The organism is Clostridium sp. AM27-31LB (assembly GCF_003480745.1).
Taxonomy (GTDB): domain Bacteria; phylum Bacillota; class Clostridia; order Lachnospirales; family Lachnospiraceae; genus Butyribacter; species Butyribacter intestini.
Window position 1 is genome coordinate 283,788 of sequence record NZ_QUJS01000002.1, and the last position, 16,565, is coordinate 300,352.

A 16,565-nucleotide genomic window follows, 5' to 3' on the forward strand; every position below is an offset into this window, starting at 1 on the left:
TGTCGGAGTGAAAATTAATAATTTACATAGAAACATCTGTCAGAAATGGCAGGTGTTTTTCTTTTGTTAAGGAGCAGAGATGCTCCTTTTTTTGTACCTAATTTTAGGAGGAGGTGAGAATTCATGGCAAGCCGTATTCAGGGAATTACCGTTGAGATTGGTGGTGATACAACCAAATTGCAGAATGCCCTTAAGGGTGTGAATGGACAGATAAAGTCTACTCAGTCACAGCTGAAGGATGTAAACAAACTGTTGAAACTGGATCCGGGCAACACAGAGCTGATAGCACAGAAACATAAGCTGCTGTCAGAGGCTGTTGGCGAAACAAAGGAAAAACTGGCAACCTTAAAGACGGCAGCGGAACAGGCAAACACGGCGCTTGCCAATGGTGAAATCTCCAAAGAGCAGTATGACGCCCTTCAAAGGGAAATCGTAGAAACGGAGCAGGACTTAAAGAATCTGGAAACCCAGGCGAACCAGTCGGCAACGGCAGTTCAGAAGATAGCAGCGTCTGGGGAAAAGTTAAAGACGGTCGGAAACAACATATCGTCTGCCGGACAGAAACTTCTTCCCGTAACAGGGGCTGTGGCAGGGCTTGGTACGGCTGCGGTTACAACGGCAGCAAACTTTGAATCCTCCATGTCACAGGTACAGGCTACGATGGGAATCACTAAAGACTCCATGTCAACGGTTGACGGGCAGTCTGTTAATACGATGGACACCCTTTCCAAACTGGCAAAGAAGATGGGCGCAGAGACGGCATTTTCTGCAAGTGAATGTGCAGAAGCATTAAACTATCTAGCACTTGCTGGATATGACACGGAGCAGATGTGCGATACTTTGCCGACTGTACTCAATCTTGCAGCAGCCGGAGATATTGCACTTGCCGATGCTTCTGATATGGTAACGGATGCGATGTCAGCCCTTGGTATGGGAGTTGATGAAGCAGGAACGATGGTAGACCAGATGGCAAAGACGGCATCTACTACGAATACATCCGTGGCACAGTTAGGGGAAGGTATCCTTACCATCGGTGCAACAGCCAAATCCATCAAGGGTGGTACGGCAGAGCTTAATACGGCACTCGGCATCCTTGCCAATAATGGTATCAAGGGTGCAGAGGGTGGTACGCACCTAAGAAACATCATCCTGTCTTTGCAGAATCCTACGGATAAGGCTGCCATTGCGATGGAAGAACTGGGACTGCAGGTTTATGATTCCGAAGGAAACATGAGGAGCATGAATGATATTCTGGGTGACCTGAATTCTGGAATGGATGGGATGACCTCTGCCGAGAAATCAAATATCATCGGCAGGATATTTAATAAAACCGACCTGTCATCCGTGAACGCACTGCTTGCCAATACGGGAAGTACATGGGATGACCTTCAGCAGTCTATTGCAGACAGCGGGGGTGCTGCCGGACAGATGGCGGATACACAGCTTGATAACCTGCAGGGACAGATCACCATATTGAAATCTGCATTAGAGGGACTTGCCATTTCATTTGGAGAACTGTTGATGCCTGCCATCAAACAGATCGTTGGATGGGTACAGTCATTTGTCGATGTATTAAACGGACTGGATGAAGGGACGAAGAAAACGATTGTCACAATTGCACTTGTCGTGGCTGCCCTTGCCCCGGTTCTTATCATTGTCGGAAAAGTCATCTCCGCTGTAGGAACGATCATGACGATTGTTCCAAAGATTGCCGGAGTCATCAATACAGTTAAAGGGGCATTTGCAGCACTGAATACGACAATGCTTGCAAATCCTATCGTTCTTATTATTGCAGCCATAGCAGCACTTGTGGCTGCCTTTATTTATCTCTGGAATAACTGTGACGGGTTCCGTCAGTTCTGGATTGACCTTTGGGAGAATGTAAAACAGGTTGCGGTTACGGTATGGGAGGCAATAAAATCATTTCTCGCAACAGCATGGGAAGCAATAAAGACTACGGCAGCAACCGTGTTTGAGGCAATCAAGTCATTTTTTACAACCATATGGGACGGCATAAAACTTGTGTTCACCACGGTGCTTGAAGTGATAAAGACAGTGATTGTGACCTATTTTACCATCTACAAAACAGTGATCACGACAGTATTTAATGCAGTCAAACTTGTGGTGACAACCGTGTGGAATGCAATTAAGACCGTGATAACCACGGTTGTGACAGCAATTCAGACTTTTATTACGACAGCATGGAATACGATAAAGACAATCGTGACCACGGTGGTAAATGGAATAAAGACAGCGGTTTCCGGTGCCTTTACTGCGATGTGGACCGGCATAAAGACAACCATAGGAAATATTGTTACAACGATAAAAACGGGATTTGGAACAGCCGTTTCCTTTATCACGGGACTTGCACAGTCTGCGGTCAAGTGGGGAACAGACATTATTGACGGAATCGTAAACGGCATCAAGAAGTGCATCGGTAAGGTAAAGGATGCCGTATCCAATGTGGCAGAGACGATAAAGTCTTATCTGCATTTCTCCGTGCCGGATGAAGGACCACTTACTGATTATGAGTCATGGATGCCGGATTTCATGGGCGGACTGGCTGAAGGAATAGAAAAGAGCAGGGGACTTGTAACAAAGGAAATCGAGAAACTGACAGATACCATGAATCTTGAAAATATGGTGCCAGATATGGATGCAAGCCTGAATGCCACTGTCGGAGGAAAGACTTCTTCCGGGGAGAACGGTACGGTAAAACTTAACCAGCCGATCATGCTGGATGGAAGGGTGATCACGACACTTGTGTCACAGATACAGTATTCCAATGGTCAGGCATCCATGAGAAATCTTGGAATAAGTTAGGAGGTGCAGACAGTGTCAAAAACTGTAGACGGGGTGGTTTATTACACCGTAAGATTTTTAAATTATGCAGGAACTGACCTGCTCGGCACCTGTGATGTGGAAGCAGGCGGTGATGCCACAGACCTTGCACCACAGCCGGAAGTAATCGAGGGCATGGTGTTTAACGGATGGAATGTGGATATCACAAAGGTGATGGAGGACATGACAGTCCGTCCGACCTATAAGAGCGACAGCATTTATTATACAGTCAATTTCCTTAATTACGCCGGGGACGATTATCTTTCAACACAGAAAGTAAAGGAAGGAGAGGATGCAGTCCCTCCGTCCCCGGAAAAAATCAGGGGATTGTTTTTTATAGGGTGGAATACATCTTTTACGGATATTCATGAGGATAAGACCATCCGTCCGAGATACAGGGAGATACCTCCACACCCGGTATTGAATTTTTATAAAAAGACAAAAGGGAATATTTCGGGAGAGTTTATCCGTTCTTATTCTGCCGTCAATGCCTGCAGTATTACGGCAAAACTGGACGGGGAATGCACGATGTCTTTTAAGATGCTGACGAGGAAGATAGATTCTTTTGTTGATGTAAAATGCATTGCAGAACTGGACGGACTGGTGTTTAACATTACGAATGTGAAAAAAAGTATATCCAGCGGTGTGTGTTATACCGAGATGGACTGTGAACACATTTCCTATATCCTGAATGACGATGAATATAAGGTGACTGCTTTTGACATGACGGGTACTCCAAGACAGATACTGTGGGCGCTGCTTGAAGGAACACCATTCAGTGTCGGTACGGTGGACATAGAAAAGAAGGTAACACTCAGGGTAAATACAGAAGCAACAAGACGTGCCTGTGTGATGCAGCTGCTTGCCCTTGTAAAAGGGGAAATCGAATATTACGGATATGCTATCGGCATCCGTAAGCACAGGGGAAACAGTCAGACGGTGGATATCATGAAAACGGAAAACGTCAAGGATATCAGTTATTCCTATAATGCAACGGAACAGAGGTACAGTTATTCCGTTGACCTGTACAGAAAAGGAAATGTTGACCTTGGGGATGAACTGCTTCTTGATTTTAAGCCATTATCCATATACAGGCAGAAGCGTGTGGTCGGCATGGAGTGGAATCCGTTCAACTATAATGAGGTGAGCATTACGATTGGTGCTTATATACCGACCATCAATGATTCCCTTTATTCTGTTGTTACAAGCGTGGAAGATATCAGAAATACTACGGCAAAGTACACGGTGGAGTTTGGGGAGATCATCGGTAACGGCTCTTTTTATTTTACAAGGGCATATAATGACAGACCTTATTTTCAGTACCAGACAAATGACGGGAAGACACCGACAGTAACGCTGAATAAGAAATCCGGCAGTGCATTTGCTTCTTATGTCGGTGCATCCATATCCGGGGTTTCTTCCTCAACGAGAACGGTCATTGCATTTTACTGTACCGTGCCGGATGAAACGGAAGACGAGGAAGATACGGATTAAGGAGGTGCTTTCGGATGGCTGTGTTCAGCGGGGATAAATATAAAAAGGCTTCATCGGATGCACTTGCATTTATAAAGAGACAGCTTGATGTAAATAACTTCAAGTGCCAGATAACATTCGACAAGGAATATGATGACAGTTATTCCGGGGATATCGCCTGGGGATATGTGACAGGGATATCCGTTGAGGAAGATCAGGTAAGGGCGAAATACATCTCCCCATCCACTTATTATGATTTCGACTATAAGGGAAAGGTTACCGGGACTGCAAGGAACCTGTCAGATTTCAGTGATTATGCCGTGAATGTTTATGTTGTCCATGATGCCGATTACAAGGTTATTACCTGTCCTATCAAAGCAGATGGGACATGGGAGTCTGCAATGACTTACAGGGAAACTTATACGGTAAAGGATAGAGACGAAGAAGGAAATGAAACAGGCACCACTCATACAGAGGTTGTGAATTATCCGCTTGATATAACGGTAGGTGAGGGGATTAAAGAGTTCCGTCTTGCCAAAGGCATAAAAGGAAAATGGGAACAGATTTCATCTTCTGATGAGGTGACGGTGGAAAGATATGTGTATGATGCAGACACAGAGATAAAAGCCGAAGATGGCGGGTATGGATACAGTTATTTTGAATACTTCACCGTAAGGCTTTACAGTTATTCGGATGCGGAATACATCAATGATATCTGTAAGATATGGAACTGTGGTGGTGGCAAATATATGTGGTATACAAATAAAGCTGCGACAGGGCATAAGATTGGAAAGGTCATGCAGCAGGTCTGGAGGGATGGTTCGGTTGCGTTTGATGCTGTCGGCATAGCAGGTGCTGTTATGAACCTGCAAAAAGGCAGACTTCCGGCATCGTTCCTTATTCCGACAGATGACCCTCAGTATAATAAGGACGGATCCAATGCTCTCGGTGCATATGGTTATATGCTGAATTCCAGAACATGGGCATATGATGTGGGGCTTGCCCTTCTGGTATTTACCACAAGCGGTGCTTATGAAATCTGCAAGGAAATGCTGAATCGGATGAGGTACGAACAGAACGATGACGGAAGTTTCAATTTTTCCTACGATATTTATATCGGACAGTTGTTTGACGGGTATGTAAGAACCGGGGCAATGGGATGGCTGGTGTGGGGAGCCTGTTATTACACGATGGAAACCGGGGACAGGGATTTTGTGAAGATGATAAAAAAAGCCGGGGACTGGCTCGTATCAAAACAGGTCACGGATTCATCCGACCCACGATATGGACTTATGACGGGAGGTTACGGCAGTTACAACATGGAGGATTATTCTTATTCCGGTGAGGAGATAGAGTGGTGTTCCGTGGAACACCAGTGTTCGGCATTACAGGCACTTGAGGGATGTTCCCTTGTACTGAAAAATAAAAAATACAAGGAAGCAGCAGAACTTGTCCGGGACAGTCTTTTTCTAAAATGCTACGACAGGGAGAACGGACGGTTCTTTCAGGGTATCAACGGAGGTGTGCCGGATAAGGCATGGGCGCTTGACTGCACCACATGGGCGGGAACGCTTATCTTCTCCGTAGTGCATTCGTCAACGGCAGAAGCATGTCTTGAAACTGCAGGAAATGTGTATCTTACGCAGAATAAGAAGATCATACAGAGCCGTGAGAAAGATTACTATAATACAGCATATTCAGATAATGAGACATTTTCTGGATTCAAGCCGTACAGTGATAAGACGGCTGACTATAAAGGTGCGCCGGATATCGTGTGGACGGAAGGAACGCTTGGATACTCCACACTTGCCTATGTGCTGGGAAACATGGATGAGGCAAAGAAATATGTGGATGAGTGTATCAGACTACAGAACTGTGACGGGAGTACGGGCGGCGTGATATATACGACAGCCACCTACGGAATGTTACCGTGGGAGTTTCATGTGTGGGAGAGTGTGGTATCATCCTCGTGGCTGTATCTTGTCATCAATAATCCCGATGTCCTTTTTCCAAGGACACTCAGACAGGTTTATTATATGGCCAAGATAAACAACATCCATGATGAAAGAAAATAGAATAACAATTTAGGAATCAGGCAGTTATCCGTTGCAGGTAGCTGCTTTTTTCATACAAAAAATCAAAGGAGGACAAGACAATGAAGGAATTCTGGAACGCAGTACAGTTTGTATTCACGGCAGTCGGTGGATGGCTTGGATACTTTCTGGGAGGTTGTGACGGTCTGCTCTTTGCACTGCTCGCATTTGTGGTCATCGACTACATCACGGGAGTCATGTGCGCAATCAGCGACCAGAAGCTGTCCAGCGCAGTCGGTTTTAAGGGAATCTGCCGTAAAGTGCTGATTTTCCTTATGGTTGGCATCGCAAACATTCTTGATGTATATGTCATCGGGACGGGGAGCGTTTTAAGGACGGCAGCCATTTTCTTCTATATCTCAAATGAAGGAATCTCCCTTCTGGAGAATGCGTCCCATCTGGGACTGCCTGTTCCGGCAAAGATCAAAGCCGTGCTGGAACAGCTTCATGACAGATCGGAAGAAGACAAAGACAACGGGGAAGGGTAGCACCTTCCCTCTTTTATTACAGAGAATTGGAGGATTATATTATGAGTCAGAAATTTGGAATCGATGTAAGCCACTGGCAGGGCAGTTTTGATTTTGCAAGGGCTAAGAGCAAGGAAGGCGTGGAATTCGCAATCATCAAAGCCGGAGGTGCTGATGCCGGGCTTTATAAGGACAGCCAGTTTGAAGCAAACTATAAGAAGTGTGAGAAATGCGGGCTTCCAAAGGGAGCATATTTCTATGGAAATGCCAGAAGCGTGGCAGATGCAAAGAAAGAGGCAGAATACTTCCTTTCCCTGATTAAGGGAAAGAGATATGAGTATCCTGTCTTTTATGATGTGGAAGGAAGCATGATCACAAAGAATGACAGGAATACACTGACACAGATCGTAAAGGCATTCTGTTCTGCAATAGAAGCTGCCGGATACTGGGTCGGCATCTATTCGTCCGAGTCATTCTTCAACAGTGAGATGAATGACGGGGAGCTTACCCGCTACAGCCACTGGGTTGCAAGATGGGGTAAGAACAAGCCGGCTCCGGCAAGCGGTGCAGAGACACAGATCTGGCAGTTTGGCGGGGAGACAAACCTTATCCGGAGCAACAAGATCAACGGGCAGTCCTGTGATCAGGATTACTGCTATGTGGATTTCCCTGCGAAGATCAAGGCTGCCGGACTGAACGGTTATGCCAAGGGCGGCAGCAGTACATCTGCTCCGGTGAAGAAGTCGAATGAGGAAATCGCATCCGAGGTGATTGCCGGAAAGTGGGGTAATGGTGCGGAAAGACAGAAACTGCTCTCACAGGCGGGATATGACTATTCTGCAATCCAGGGCATTGTGAATAAGAAACTTTCCCCATCCAGGAAATCCGTGGATGAGATCGCAAGGGAAGTCATTCATGGGGACTGGGGAAATGGTTCTGACAGAAAGAAAAGGATCACCTCTGCCGGATATGATTATTCCGCAGTACAGAAAAGGGTAAATGAACTCCTGAAATAAGGATATGGCTGATGGTCAGTAATGGCTGTCAGCCATATTTTTTTCCGTTTATGCCAAGGAAAGAAAGGTGAAAGGTATCGCAGATTGTACTTGCTATTATTGGCTTTCAGAGTGATATATAGACTACCCAAAGAGAAAGGAGTGGCAGAATTTGGAGATCCAGATAAGGAAAGGAAACAGCATACAGAAGCGTAAACTTAAGGTATGTGCTTACTGCCGTGTCTCAACGGATGCGGATGAACAGGAAAATTCACTGGAAAACCAGATCAGGCATTATAAAGAAGTCATTACCAGTAATCCTGATTACGAGTATGCCGGGGTTTACAGTGACTTTGCCATATCAGGATTCAAGGAAAAACGTCCCGGTCTGCAGAAGATGTTAGCCGATGCCCGTAAGGGAAAAATAGACCTTATATTAACAAAATCCGTATCACGGTTCGCAAGAAACACCTCAATCGTTCTGGAAGCTACACGAAAGCTGAAAGAACTGAATGTTGGTGTTTTTTTTGAACTCCAGAATATCAATACCCTGTCAGGGGAAGGCGAGCTTATGCTTACGATCCTTGCTGCATTTGCACAGGCAGAAAGCGAGAGCGGAAGCGTTGGTGCAAAGATGGTGTACCAGAGAAAGTACGAGGCAGGGATCCCCGTGCAGTATCTTGAGCGGTCTTTCGGATTTAAGAAGGATGAGCGGGGAGTCTATATTGCAGACGAAGAGGAAGCAGCATGGGTAAGAAAGATCTATGAGATGGCAGCAGACGGATATACTCCTGCATCAATCAAACGGTATCTGAATGAAAACGGGGTAAAGACCGCAGGCGGTGCAGAATGGATCGACAGCACGGTGTTCCGTCTTATTGAAAATGAGATCTACAAGGGCGATTACATTATGCATAAGCATTTTGTGAATGAAGAAAGAAAACTGGTCAGGAACAGGGGAGAAGTGGATGCGTGGTACATCGAGGATGACCATGAAGCCATTGTTTCCCCAAAACTCTGGCAGAGAGCACAGGACGCACTGGAAGCAAAGCGGGATTATCTTGCGGAAGGCTCAGTGATCGAAGAATTCACGGAAGAAAACTATCCATACATGAACAAAATCTATTGTGCCAGATGCGGACACCCGCTTTACAAAAGGATCTACAGTAACGGCAACAGGCTGAACTGGGGATGCAGCGGTACAAAGCGGTATGGGAAGTCTTTCTGTGAAGGGATAAACATTCCGGACGGAGTCCTGCGCGGAGCATGGCATTTCGATGAAAATATGTATATAGGGGAAAAACAGACAGATAAGGGGAAAAAGGAATTCACCTATCTGAAAGAAGCCTCATGGAAAAGAAGGCATAAGAAGAAAGTGCCGGAAGCAATACCGAAAAATACGGAAGAAGCATATCCGTATAGAAAGAATATATTCTGCGGACTCTGCGGAAGCAGACTGGTCCGCCATGTAAATCCGAAAAGCCATAAGGTCATATGGATATGCAATGGGGCCAAACGAAAAGGAGTGGCATTCTGCAGGGGGACAAGGATACCTGATTCCGTTATCAGGGGATGGGGAGAAATCAAAAAAGATATTTATATTCAGAGAAAGGATGATAAGAATGGCAAGAAGCGTTACAGTTATACCAGCAAGAAACCGACAGCGTGAAACAGGACGCAGGGCGGTACAGGAAAAGAAGATAAGGGTGGCAGCCTACTGCCGTGTTTCCACGGATCAGGAAGACCAGATCCACAGCTTTGAAGCACAGGTCGATTATTACACCAAATATATCAATGACCATGAAAATTATGAAATGGCGGGCATCTATGCGGATGAGGGTATTTCAGGAACCAACACAAAGAAAAGGGAACAGTTCAAAAGAATGATCGCAGACTGCGAAGGCGGTAAGATAGATCTTGTCATTACAAAGTCCATCAGCCGTTTTGCAAGGAACACGCAGGACTGTCTGGAATATTCCAGAAAATTAAAGAACTTGGGAATCGGCATCATATTTGAGAAGGAAAACATCAACACGCTGGATTCCACGGGAGAGCTTCTGTTCACCATCTTAAGTTCCCTTGCACAGGATGAATCAAGAAACATTTCAGAAAACTGTAAATGGGGCATCCGCACAAAATTCAAGAACGGTGAGATGCATCTCAACACATTCAAGTTCCTCGGATACGATAAGGATGAGAACGGGAAGCTTGTCATCAATAAGGAACAGGCCAAGACGGTGAGAAGGATATACAGGGACTTCCTTATCGGAATCAATCCGGCGCAGATTGCGAAGGAACTGACGGAAGAGAAAGTTCCGGGGTGTCTTGGGCAGACAAAGTGGTATCCAAGCACGGTCACAGGGATCCTAAAACAGGAAAAGCACATGGGTGATGCACTTCTGCAGAAGACCTATACGGCAGACTTCCTTACCAAGAGACAGGTCAGAAACAACGGTGAGATCGCACAGGTCTATGTAAAGGACAGCCATAAGGGGATCATAGATAAGCAGACATGGAATGCGGTACAGGAAGAATTTGACCGCAGGGAAAAGTTCATGGAATCGCACGGCACGGACAGGTACAGTTACGGTGCGGACTGCATGCCGTTCTGTGAGAAGGTGTTCTGCGGGGAATGCAAAAGCCTGTTCACGAGACATTCATGGAGATCAAGGGGAATCGTACAGTGGCAGTGCAAGAACCACAGGAAAGACGGGAAAGTGGCATGCACGAATGCCTACGTTGATAATGCATACCTGGAAAAGGGATTTGTAAAAGCATTCAACAGACTGGTCACGGACAGGGATAAGCATATGGAAAGATGGCAGCAGATGAAGTCGGACGGGACACCGCTTGAAAAGATCAGGGCGGGGCAGATGATGGAAGCCGTGGGAAATGAACCGCTTACCAGATTCGTTCCGGAAATCGCACAGCTTGTCCTCTGTGAAGTGACGGTGCTTGGTGCGAAAAAATATGAATTTTTCTTTCTGGAAGGCAGCAGGGTAAAGGTTTCCGTGTAGGTCACCCGGAAACCCCGCTGTCATGAAGTCCAAACAGCTCCATCTGGCTGCTTTCACCGTCCGCATTCCCGGGTTCAGGAATGTCGGACGGTTCTTCTTCCATGTCCTTTTTATGCGGAAGTTTATGGGTATAAAGTTTATCCCAGGTAAGCGGATTCCGGCTTTTTTTGTTGTAGTATATCAGTATGGCTTCCGCAAATCCGAGTGAGCCGGAACGCCTGTCTTTTGCAGTGCGGGCGAGTTCCTTAATGGATATCCTACCGAGCTTTTCCTTAAATACATCATCTTTTATGGCATCACCGTAAGCATTCAGGAAACGAGCCAGTCCGTTCATCATGTTTGCACTGAAGGACTGGGATGCCCCTTCCCATGTGGCCGCAATGAGACGGATGACATGGTCGAGCATATGGTAGCCGTATTTGTCGTGGATGTTTTCCAGGGTTGCGACAGCACAGATACCGCCCGGGGTCGTGGTGGATGCGATGGTAAGGTCATAGGATTCCACCAGGTCACGGATGATGAGCTGTTTGTCATTGCCGGCCTCTATGTTTGCCATGAATATCTCATAAGGCAGCAGGGGCTTTACATATTTCATCTGGTTTGCAAAGATATCCGCTTCATGTTCATATCCGAGGTCATCGTATACCATGCACCACACGGGTGTCTCCCTGGATCCTGAAACGAGGGCAACAATCTCAATGGTGTGCTGTCCGTTGAATACATAGTTGATGCCGTTCCTCCGGCTGACCTTTACGGGATTTATCTGGTACAGGTCAAAGTTGGCGGCAGTACGCTGGACATGGTGCTGTGAGAGGTTGCGCTGGTATTCCTGGTTGGATACGAGATTTCTGATAGGGATCTGTTCAAAGTGTACTTTTGGGACGAACTGCATCAGGTCAATGGCCTGTGGCGTTTGTCCGGCTGTCTGTTCTTCTGTCATCTGGATCATCCTCCTCAAGCTGCGAAAGCAGTCTGGTTATTTTTCGTGTTAGGTTTAACAGCTGCATCTTCACTTCACGCCTTGCATTAACTGAGGTGGAAGGAAAATCTGTAAGCTCCATGGTCCTTGATATAGTCTTTGACCATGAAGGTATCGTAAATTTAAGGCTCTCGAGTTCCGCATCCGGGTCAGTGGCGGGCATCTGCTTTATTCCGGCTTCGGCACTTTCCTTTTCCCGTTTTATCCTTCTTGAGTCCGGTTTTCCGGTGGGAAGCCTCTGCCACCGGAGTTCGTGCCGGAGCTGGGAGTATCCGATGCGGTCTATAGATCCGCTGTCCAAGAGCCTTTTCAGTCCGTTGATATCCTCAATGGGGAGACGGGAGAGTTCTATGATATTTTCATGGGATACACGGAGTTTCCCGTTTAATATCTTTTCTGCAATCTCCGGGCTTTTCCGTTTCAGGTCATCGACCGCACGGGCATAAATATCATATTTTGTCACGGTGGAAAAACCAAAATTAAATTCATTGCCTATGATGGTGGCAATATCCGTCTTACGGACATATTTCTGTGATACCTGTCCGTCTGCATTCAGTTCCGTGTCAGGATTTTTTTTCATGAATTCATCACTGGCGGTATTCATGTCCGCACGGAACAGTCTGCCTATCAGGTATTTTTTGTATTCCCCGGTAAGGTCTGTACGTTTGAGCTGTTCATGGCAGATAAAAGAGACTGCCTTATCACGGCTTTCAAACATGATGCACCGGATGTTGAAATGAATATCCCATTTTGTACAGATCTTATACCGCAGACGGCCGTCAAGTATGATGCCGTTCCATACACATACAGGCTCCAGGCATCCGTGGTCAAAGATGTTTTCTTCGAGTTCTTCCAGGTACTTTTCTTCCCTTGGCTGTATCAGCTCATCAAATTCCGGATCCGTCTGAAGTTCCGGGACTGGTCTGTTGTTCATACTGATTCCTCCGTTCGGGTCATATCATCTACAAGCACGCATTCATTCATGGAAAAGCTGGCAAGACATTCTTTTGGATTCAGTGCACCGTAGATACGGTAGCTGCGGTTGTCCTCCAGATATATGCCCGTATGCCGTAATGCCTGTAAAAGTTCCGTACTGTATAATTCGTAACAGTAACGGCTGTCGGCTTTACTGTAGCGTACACGGTGGGCAAGGTAATCCTTACGTACACTTTTCCTTATGGCGATCATGCTGTCCTGTGGGTTTACAAGCAGCTGGATATACTCCGGGTCACCGAGCATATGGAGCGTGAGCTTGTGTATGCGTATCCTGTTTTTCTTTAAGTCAATGCATAGGACCGGCTTCAAAAAGGTTTCTCTGTTCATAGTGCTGTTCCTCCTTTTCTGGATGTTCTGTTGTTTCTTCTTCCGGTTCAGCGGTGTTGTTTTCGGAGATGCCGAACACCGCATAACCGTCAAACATGTTGACCTGTAAACTGCTCTGGTGTTCCTCGACAGGCACACCGAACTGGTTCTGCCATTCTTCCGGATAGCTTGGCGTGCGGGACGCTTTTATCTTTCCGTCTTCCTTCTCCTCACGCACGAAGATCTCAGGTGTGGTGAGGTCAAAGACAAAGAGCAGTTCATTGTCTGACCGTATCAGCTTTCCAAGCAGTTTATAGCGGTAGGATGAATTCCATCCCATAAGCGACACGACCTTGGCAAAAAAGATACGGCAGGTGATCTGTCTGGGTGAGCGTTTTGCCGTTGCGGAACACCACCGGAAGGAATCCTTCTCATCCTCCTGGCATGGACGCACCGCCAGTTTCTTTTCATCCGGGTTTACGAGTATCTGCACAAAATCCGTATCCGGGAGCTTTTTAATGCAGGCGGTGTTTACGGATACCTTGCTGGAATTAAAAGTAAAGGACGGTTCATAGGTATGGGCAAAGAACTCGCCTCGGACGACCTGATACCCGTCATAGCTGAAAGCATCATCCTCGGTCACGGGAATGGTATTCTTTTCATCGTTTGTCTGTATGTTCATCTGTGTTCTCCTTCATATCTGACATGATCTGTTTAATATTCTTTTCGATGTCATTTTTACTGGTGACCTGTATATCAGTGTCGTTGTATGTTACCGGGGCATGGGAGGTATCCTGGTTTTTACGTCCGGTGAATCCGGCAAGTTCCTCTGCCTGTGCGTGGCTGTAATAATTACTCCCGAATGTGTCTGCCCAGTCAGGCGGATAGGCGCGGACATTTCTCTGCTGGTTGTCCGTAAAGGGCTTTACGGCCGGATCCGCATCCGGTGCACCGACCTTGTCATTGGGGATGAATATCTCCGGTTCAGAAAGGTTGAAGAGCAGTACGGCATCATTCCCGCTGCCACGTTTTACCCCCGTGATGCGGTAACGGCAGTCATCGTTCCAGCAGAGGAGGGCATAGAGCGTAGGAAGAAATGCAGTCCCGCTGATCTCACGTGGAGAGTTTTTGCCGTCTTTCTTTTTAGACCACTGCATGGCATTCCGGCAGTCTTTCCCTGCATTCCTTACGGCAAAGACCAGTTTCTTTGGGTGTATGAGCAGTTCCACAAGCGTGCTGTCAAGTTTGCGGACGGCAGGAGTGGAAAAGCGGATATCTCCCTGGCTGAAGGTAACGGTTATACGGTCCGTGCTGTCAAAAAACTGTGAGCGTGCAATCTCATATCCGCGCAGGTCAAATTCACCGGATTTTACTTCCACATGACCGGAAGACGGGCCGGACTGTTCCGTGCCGTCATAAACACTGGAAGAAGCATTCATGTAATCCGTTCCCTTAAATCCCGCCCATCTGGGGTTGATGGATACAAATCCTTTCAGGACACCTCCCGGAATGACCTTCAGCTGCGGAAGGATCCCTTTGTTCCCATACTTGGCATTACTGATCAGCCTCTGGACCGCAATAAAGTCATCCCTTGATATGATGGCTTCGTGATGGTCGCGCTTCCGGTACTGGGGACGGTTCTGCATATTCTTCTTTGATTTGTGGTTGAGGTAGTTCGGAGTGTAGGTCTTATGTGCAAGGACATCACCGCAGTGTCTTTCATTCTGCAGTATCTGAAGGATGGAACCAGGAGACCATACGGTGTTCCCCTTTTTGGTCTCACAGCCGAGTTCCGTCAGGGTATCGGCAATCTCCTGACAGGTGCATCCGTTTAAGTACATCATAAATATGAGTTTTACGATCTTTGCTTCCCCTTCATTAATAATGAGGTTTCCGTCTTCATCATGGTCATATCCGAGGAGTATCGGTGTAAGGAAGATCCCCCTGCGGAAACGCATCTCAATGGATGCATTCATGATCTCGCTCTTGGTATGGCTTTCTTCCTGTGCAAGTGTGGCCATGAAGGAAAGCACCATCTCACTTTTAGGGTCAAAGGTGTTGAGCCTTTCCGTTTCAAAGAAAACACCGACAGGATGGGGGAGTGCGAGAAGCTCCCTGACATAGCCGATGCAGTCCACCACATTCCTGGCAAAACGTGATACGCTCTTGGTCACGATAAGATCTATCTGACCTTTTTTGCAGTCTTCAATCATCAGCTTGAACTGGTCACGGTGCTGGAGTGAGGTGCCGGAGATGCCTTCATCCGCATAGATCTGCACCAGTTTCCAGTTCGGACTCTTACTGATGACATCATGGTAATGGTTCTTCTGCAGTTCATATGAGGAGGTCTGTCTAGGATCATCCGTTGACACCCTTGCATATACGGCAACACGCTGTTCATTTTCCACTGCAAATATATCTTCCTGCGGAATGGCAGGGATCACGTCAAGTTCATCCGGGTTGATACCTTTATAACGTTCCCTTATCTTACTTTTCTGGTCGGCAACTGAGCCGGCTTTCTGCTCGTTTTCGTTCATGACTTACCACCTTTATTTCTGTGCTGGATTTTATTATAAAATTTTCATGCTGAAATAAAATAGACTATACGGACAGCCATATCCCTATAGTCTATTTCAAAGAAAATTTATTTGTGTGAAAATAGTGTGCCTTTATCTGTGCCTGTCACTGGAAGCAAGCTCCCAGCCGTTTTTGTGCATGGTTTCCAGGCTTGCCTTTATAAGTTCATAGATGAATCTTTTCTCATTTTCCGAGCAGTTTTCCATGAGCATATCGATGTCTGTCTGGTATGCTGCCGGATTGTTCATCTGTACTCCGGCAAGCAGTTCATCCACGGTAATGCCGAGGGCATTCACGATACGGATGACAGATTCCAGGCTTGCTTTTCTTTTTGCATTTTCAATGTGGCTTATGTAGGAGACGGAAAGGTCGGTCATTTCCGCAAGCTGTGCCTGTGAAATATGATTCTGATCCCTTACTTCCTTGATACGGTATCCTATCTGCCTGTGATTGACAGATATCTGCGTCTGATTCATAGATTGTACCTCCTGTTTTCTTTTTCTTACGCAAGGTAAATTATCTATCAATGAGTGCAAAAAAGTTGTGTAATTTAATAAAGCGTAATGGAGTAAAGGGAAAACAGGGAAACAGGAAAGTGCGAAATATGTCGAACGATTTTTATTGAAGGATACGGATGCAGATGGTATGCTTATAACTGGAACAAGACGATATAAGAATGATGGAAACATGGTAAATCAAGGTTCTGTCATGATACAAAACTGAACTGCATAAATCTGCCGTTCATATTTTTTTATCCAGATACTCCATTACACTAGAGTAAATTACGAAAGAGATATGGTTCTAATAATTCTTCTGCGTAA

At 46.2% G+C, this 16,565-nt stretch carries 13 protein-coding genes; 7 read left to right on the top strand and 6 right to left on the bottom strand.

The annotated features are described in order from the left end of the window. The first annotated feature begins 123 nt into the window (after positions 1-123). The 7 genes from DW721_RS04900 (at position 124) to DW721_RS04930 (ending at position 10,886) form a co-directional block, all read left to right on the top strand. Complete coding sequence (locus DW721_RS04900; protein WP_243035948.1) at positions 124-2,823, top strand: phage tail tape measure protein; 2,700 nt, start codon at positions 124-126, stop codon at positions 2,821-2,823. Between the two features lie 12 nt (positions 2,824-2,835). Then, positions 2,836-4,335, top strand: a complete 1,500-nt coding sequence (locus DW721_RS04905; protein WP_118745021.1) for a phage tail protein — start codon at positions 2,836-2,838, stop codon at positions 4,333-4,335. Between the two features lie 14 nt (positions 4,336-4,349). Then, entirely contained in the window at positions 4,350-6,389 is a 2,040-nt protein-coding gene (locus DW721_RS04910; protein WP_118745022.1) for a hypothetical protein, read from the top strand. Between the two features lie 80 nt (positions 6,390-6,469). Then, positions 6,470-6,895 (top strand): phage holin family protein, encoded by a 426-nt coding sequence (locus tag DW721_RS04915; protein ID WP_055272635.1) that lies wholly within the window; start codon positions 6,470-6,472, stop codon positions 6,893-6,895. A gap of 41 nt (positions 6,896-6,936) precedes the next feature. Further along, positions 6,937-7,890 carry a GH25 family lysozyme gene (locus tag DW721_RS16320; RefSeq protein ID WP_118745023.1) on the top strand — a complete coding sequence of 318 codons (954 nt, stop codon included), beginning with the start codon at positions 6,937-6,939 and terminating at the stop codon, positions 7,888-7,890. 151 nt (positions 7,891-8,041) lie between these two features. Next, a complete protein-coding gene (locus DW721_RS04925) occupies positions 8,042-9,538 on the top strand; it encodes a recombinase family protein (protein WP_118745024.1) in 1,497 nt (498 codons plus the stop codon). Next, entirely contained in the window at positions 9,492-10,886 is a 1,395-nt protein-coding gene (locus DW721_RS04930) for a recombinase family protein (RefSeq protein WP_118745025.1), read from the top strand. The genes DW721_RS04925 and DW721_RS04930 overlap by 47 nt, the downstream gene beginning before the upstream one ends. Before the next feature lies 1 nt (position 10,887). Here DW721_RS04930 and DW721_RS04935 read toward each other — a convergent pair whose 3' ends face one another. The 6 genes from DW721_RS04935 to DW721_RS04960 form a co-directional block, all read right to left on the bottom strand. Beyond that, positions 10,888-11,826 carry a DUF6551 family protein gene (locus DW721_RS04935; RefSeq protein ID WP_118745026.1) on the bottom strand — a complete coding sequence of 313 codons (939 nt, stop codon included), beginning with the start codon at positions 11,824-11,826 and terminating at the stop codon, positions 10,888-10,890. Further along, positions 11,783-12,799: a hypothetical protein gene (locus tag DW721_RS04940; protein WP_118745027.1), complete on the bottom strand. Its 1,017-nt coding sequence runs from the start codon at positions 12,797-12,799 to the stop codon at positions 11,783-11,785. Before DW721_RS04940 ends, DW721_RS04935 begins: the two co-directional genes overlap by 44 nt. After that, the gene (locus DW721_RS04945) at positions 12,796-13,188 is read right to left on the bottom strand and encodes a hypothetical protein (protein WP_243035950.1); all 393 of its coding nucleotides are present in this window, start codon (positions 13,186-13,188) and stop codon (positions 12,796-12,798) included. Before DW721_RS04945 ends, DW721_RS04940 begins: the two co-directional genes overlap by 4 nt. After that, positions 13,148-13,849: an integrase gene (locus DW721_RS04950; protein ID WP_118524422.1), complete on the bottom strand. Its 702-nt coding sequence runs from the start codon at positions 13,847-13,849 to the stop codon at positions 13,148-13,150. Before DW721_RS04950 ends, DW721_RS04945 begins: the two co-directional genes overlap by 41 nt. Then, on the bottom strand, positions 13,827-15,704 hold the full coding sequence (locus DW721_RS04955; RefSeq protein WP_118745028.1) for a recombinase family protein: 1,878 nt from the start codon (positions 15,702-15,704) through the stop codon (positions 13,827-13,829). Before DW721_RS04955 ends, DW721_RS04950 begins: the two co-directional genes overlap by 23 nt. 132 nt (positions 15,705-15,836) lie before the next feature. Beyond that, entirely contained in the window at positions 15,837-16,220 is a 384-nt protein-coding gene (locus DW721_RS04960; RefSeq protein WP_118745029.1) for a helix-turn-helix domain-containing protein, read from the bottom strand. Positions 16,221-16,565 lie beyond the last annotated feature (345 nt).

Bases quoted from the DNA above. Each gene is read 5' to 3' on its own strand.
- DW721_RS04960 (WP_118745029.1), bottom strand. From the start codon at position 16,220: ATGAATCAGACGCAGATATCTGTCAATCACAGGCAGATAGGATACCGT.
- DW721_RS04950 (WP_118524422.1), bottom strand. From the start codon at position 13,849: ATGAACATACAGACAAACGATGAAAAGAATACCATTCCCGTGACCGAG.
- DW721_RS04915 (WP_055272635.1), top strand. From the start codon at position 6,470: ATGAAGGAATTCTGGAACGCAGTACAGTTTGTATTCACGGCAGTCGGT.
- DW721_RS04900 (WP_243035948.1), top strand. From the start codon at position 124: ATGGCAAGCCGTATTCAGGGAATTACCGTTGAGATTGGTGGTGATACA.
- DW721_RS04930 (WP_118745025.1), top strand. From the start codon at position 9,492: ATGGCAAGAAGCGTTACAGTTATACCAGCAAGAAACCGACAGCGTGAA.
- DW721_RS16320 (WP_118745023.1), top strand. From the start codon at position 6,937: ATGAGTCAGAAATTTGGAATCGATGTAAGCCACTGGCAGGGCAGTTTT.
- DW721_RS04940 (WP_118745027.1), bottom strand. From the start codon at position 12,799: ATGAACAACAGACCAGTCCCGGAACTTCAGACGGATCCGGAATTTGAT.
- DW721_RS04935 (WP_118745026.1), bottom strand. From the start codon at position 11,826: ATGACAGAAGAACAGACAGCCGGACAAACGCCACAGGCCATTGACCTG.
- DW721_RS04945 (WP_243035950.1), bottom strand. From the start codon at position 13,188: ATGAACAGAGAAACCTTTTTGAAGCCGGTCCTATGCATTGACTTAAAG.
- DW721_RS04910 (WP_118745022.1), top strand. From the start codon at position 4,350: ATGGCTGTGTTCAGCGGGGATAAATATAAAAAGGCTTCATCGGATGCA.
- DW721_RS04955 (WP_118745028.1), bottom strand. From the start codon at position 15,704: ATGAACGAAAACGAGCAGAAAGCCGGCTCAGTTGCCGACCAGAAAAGT.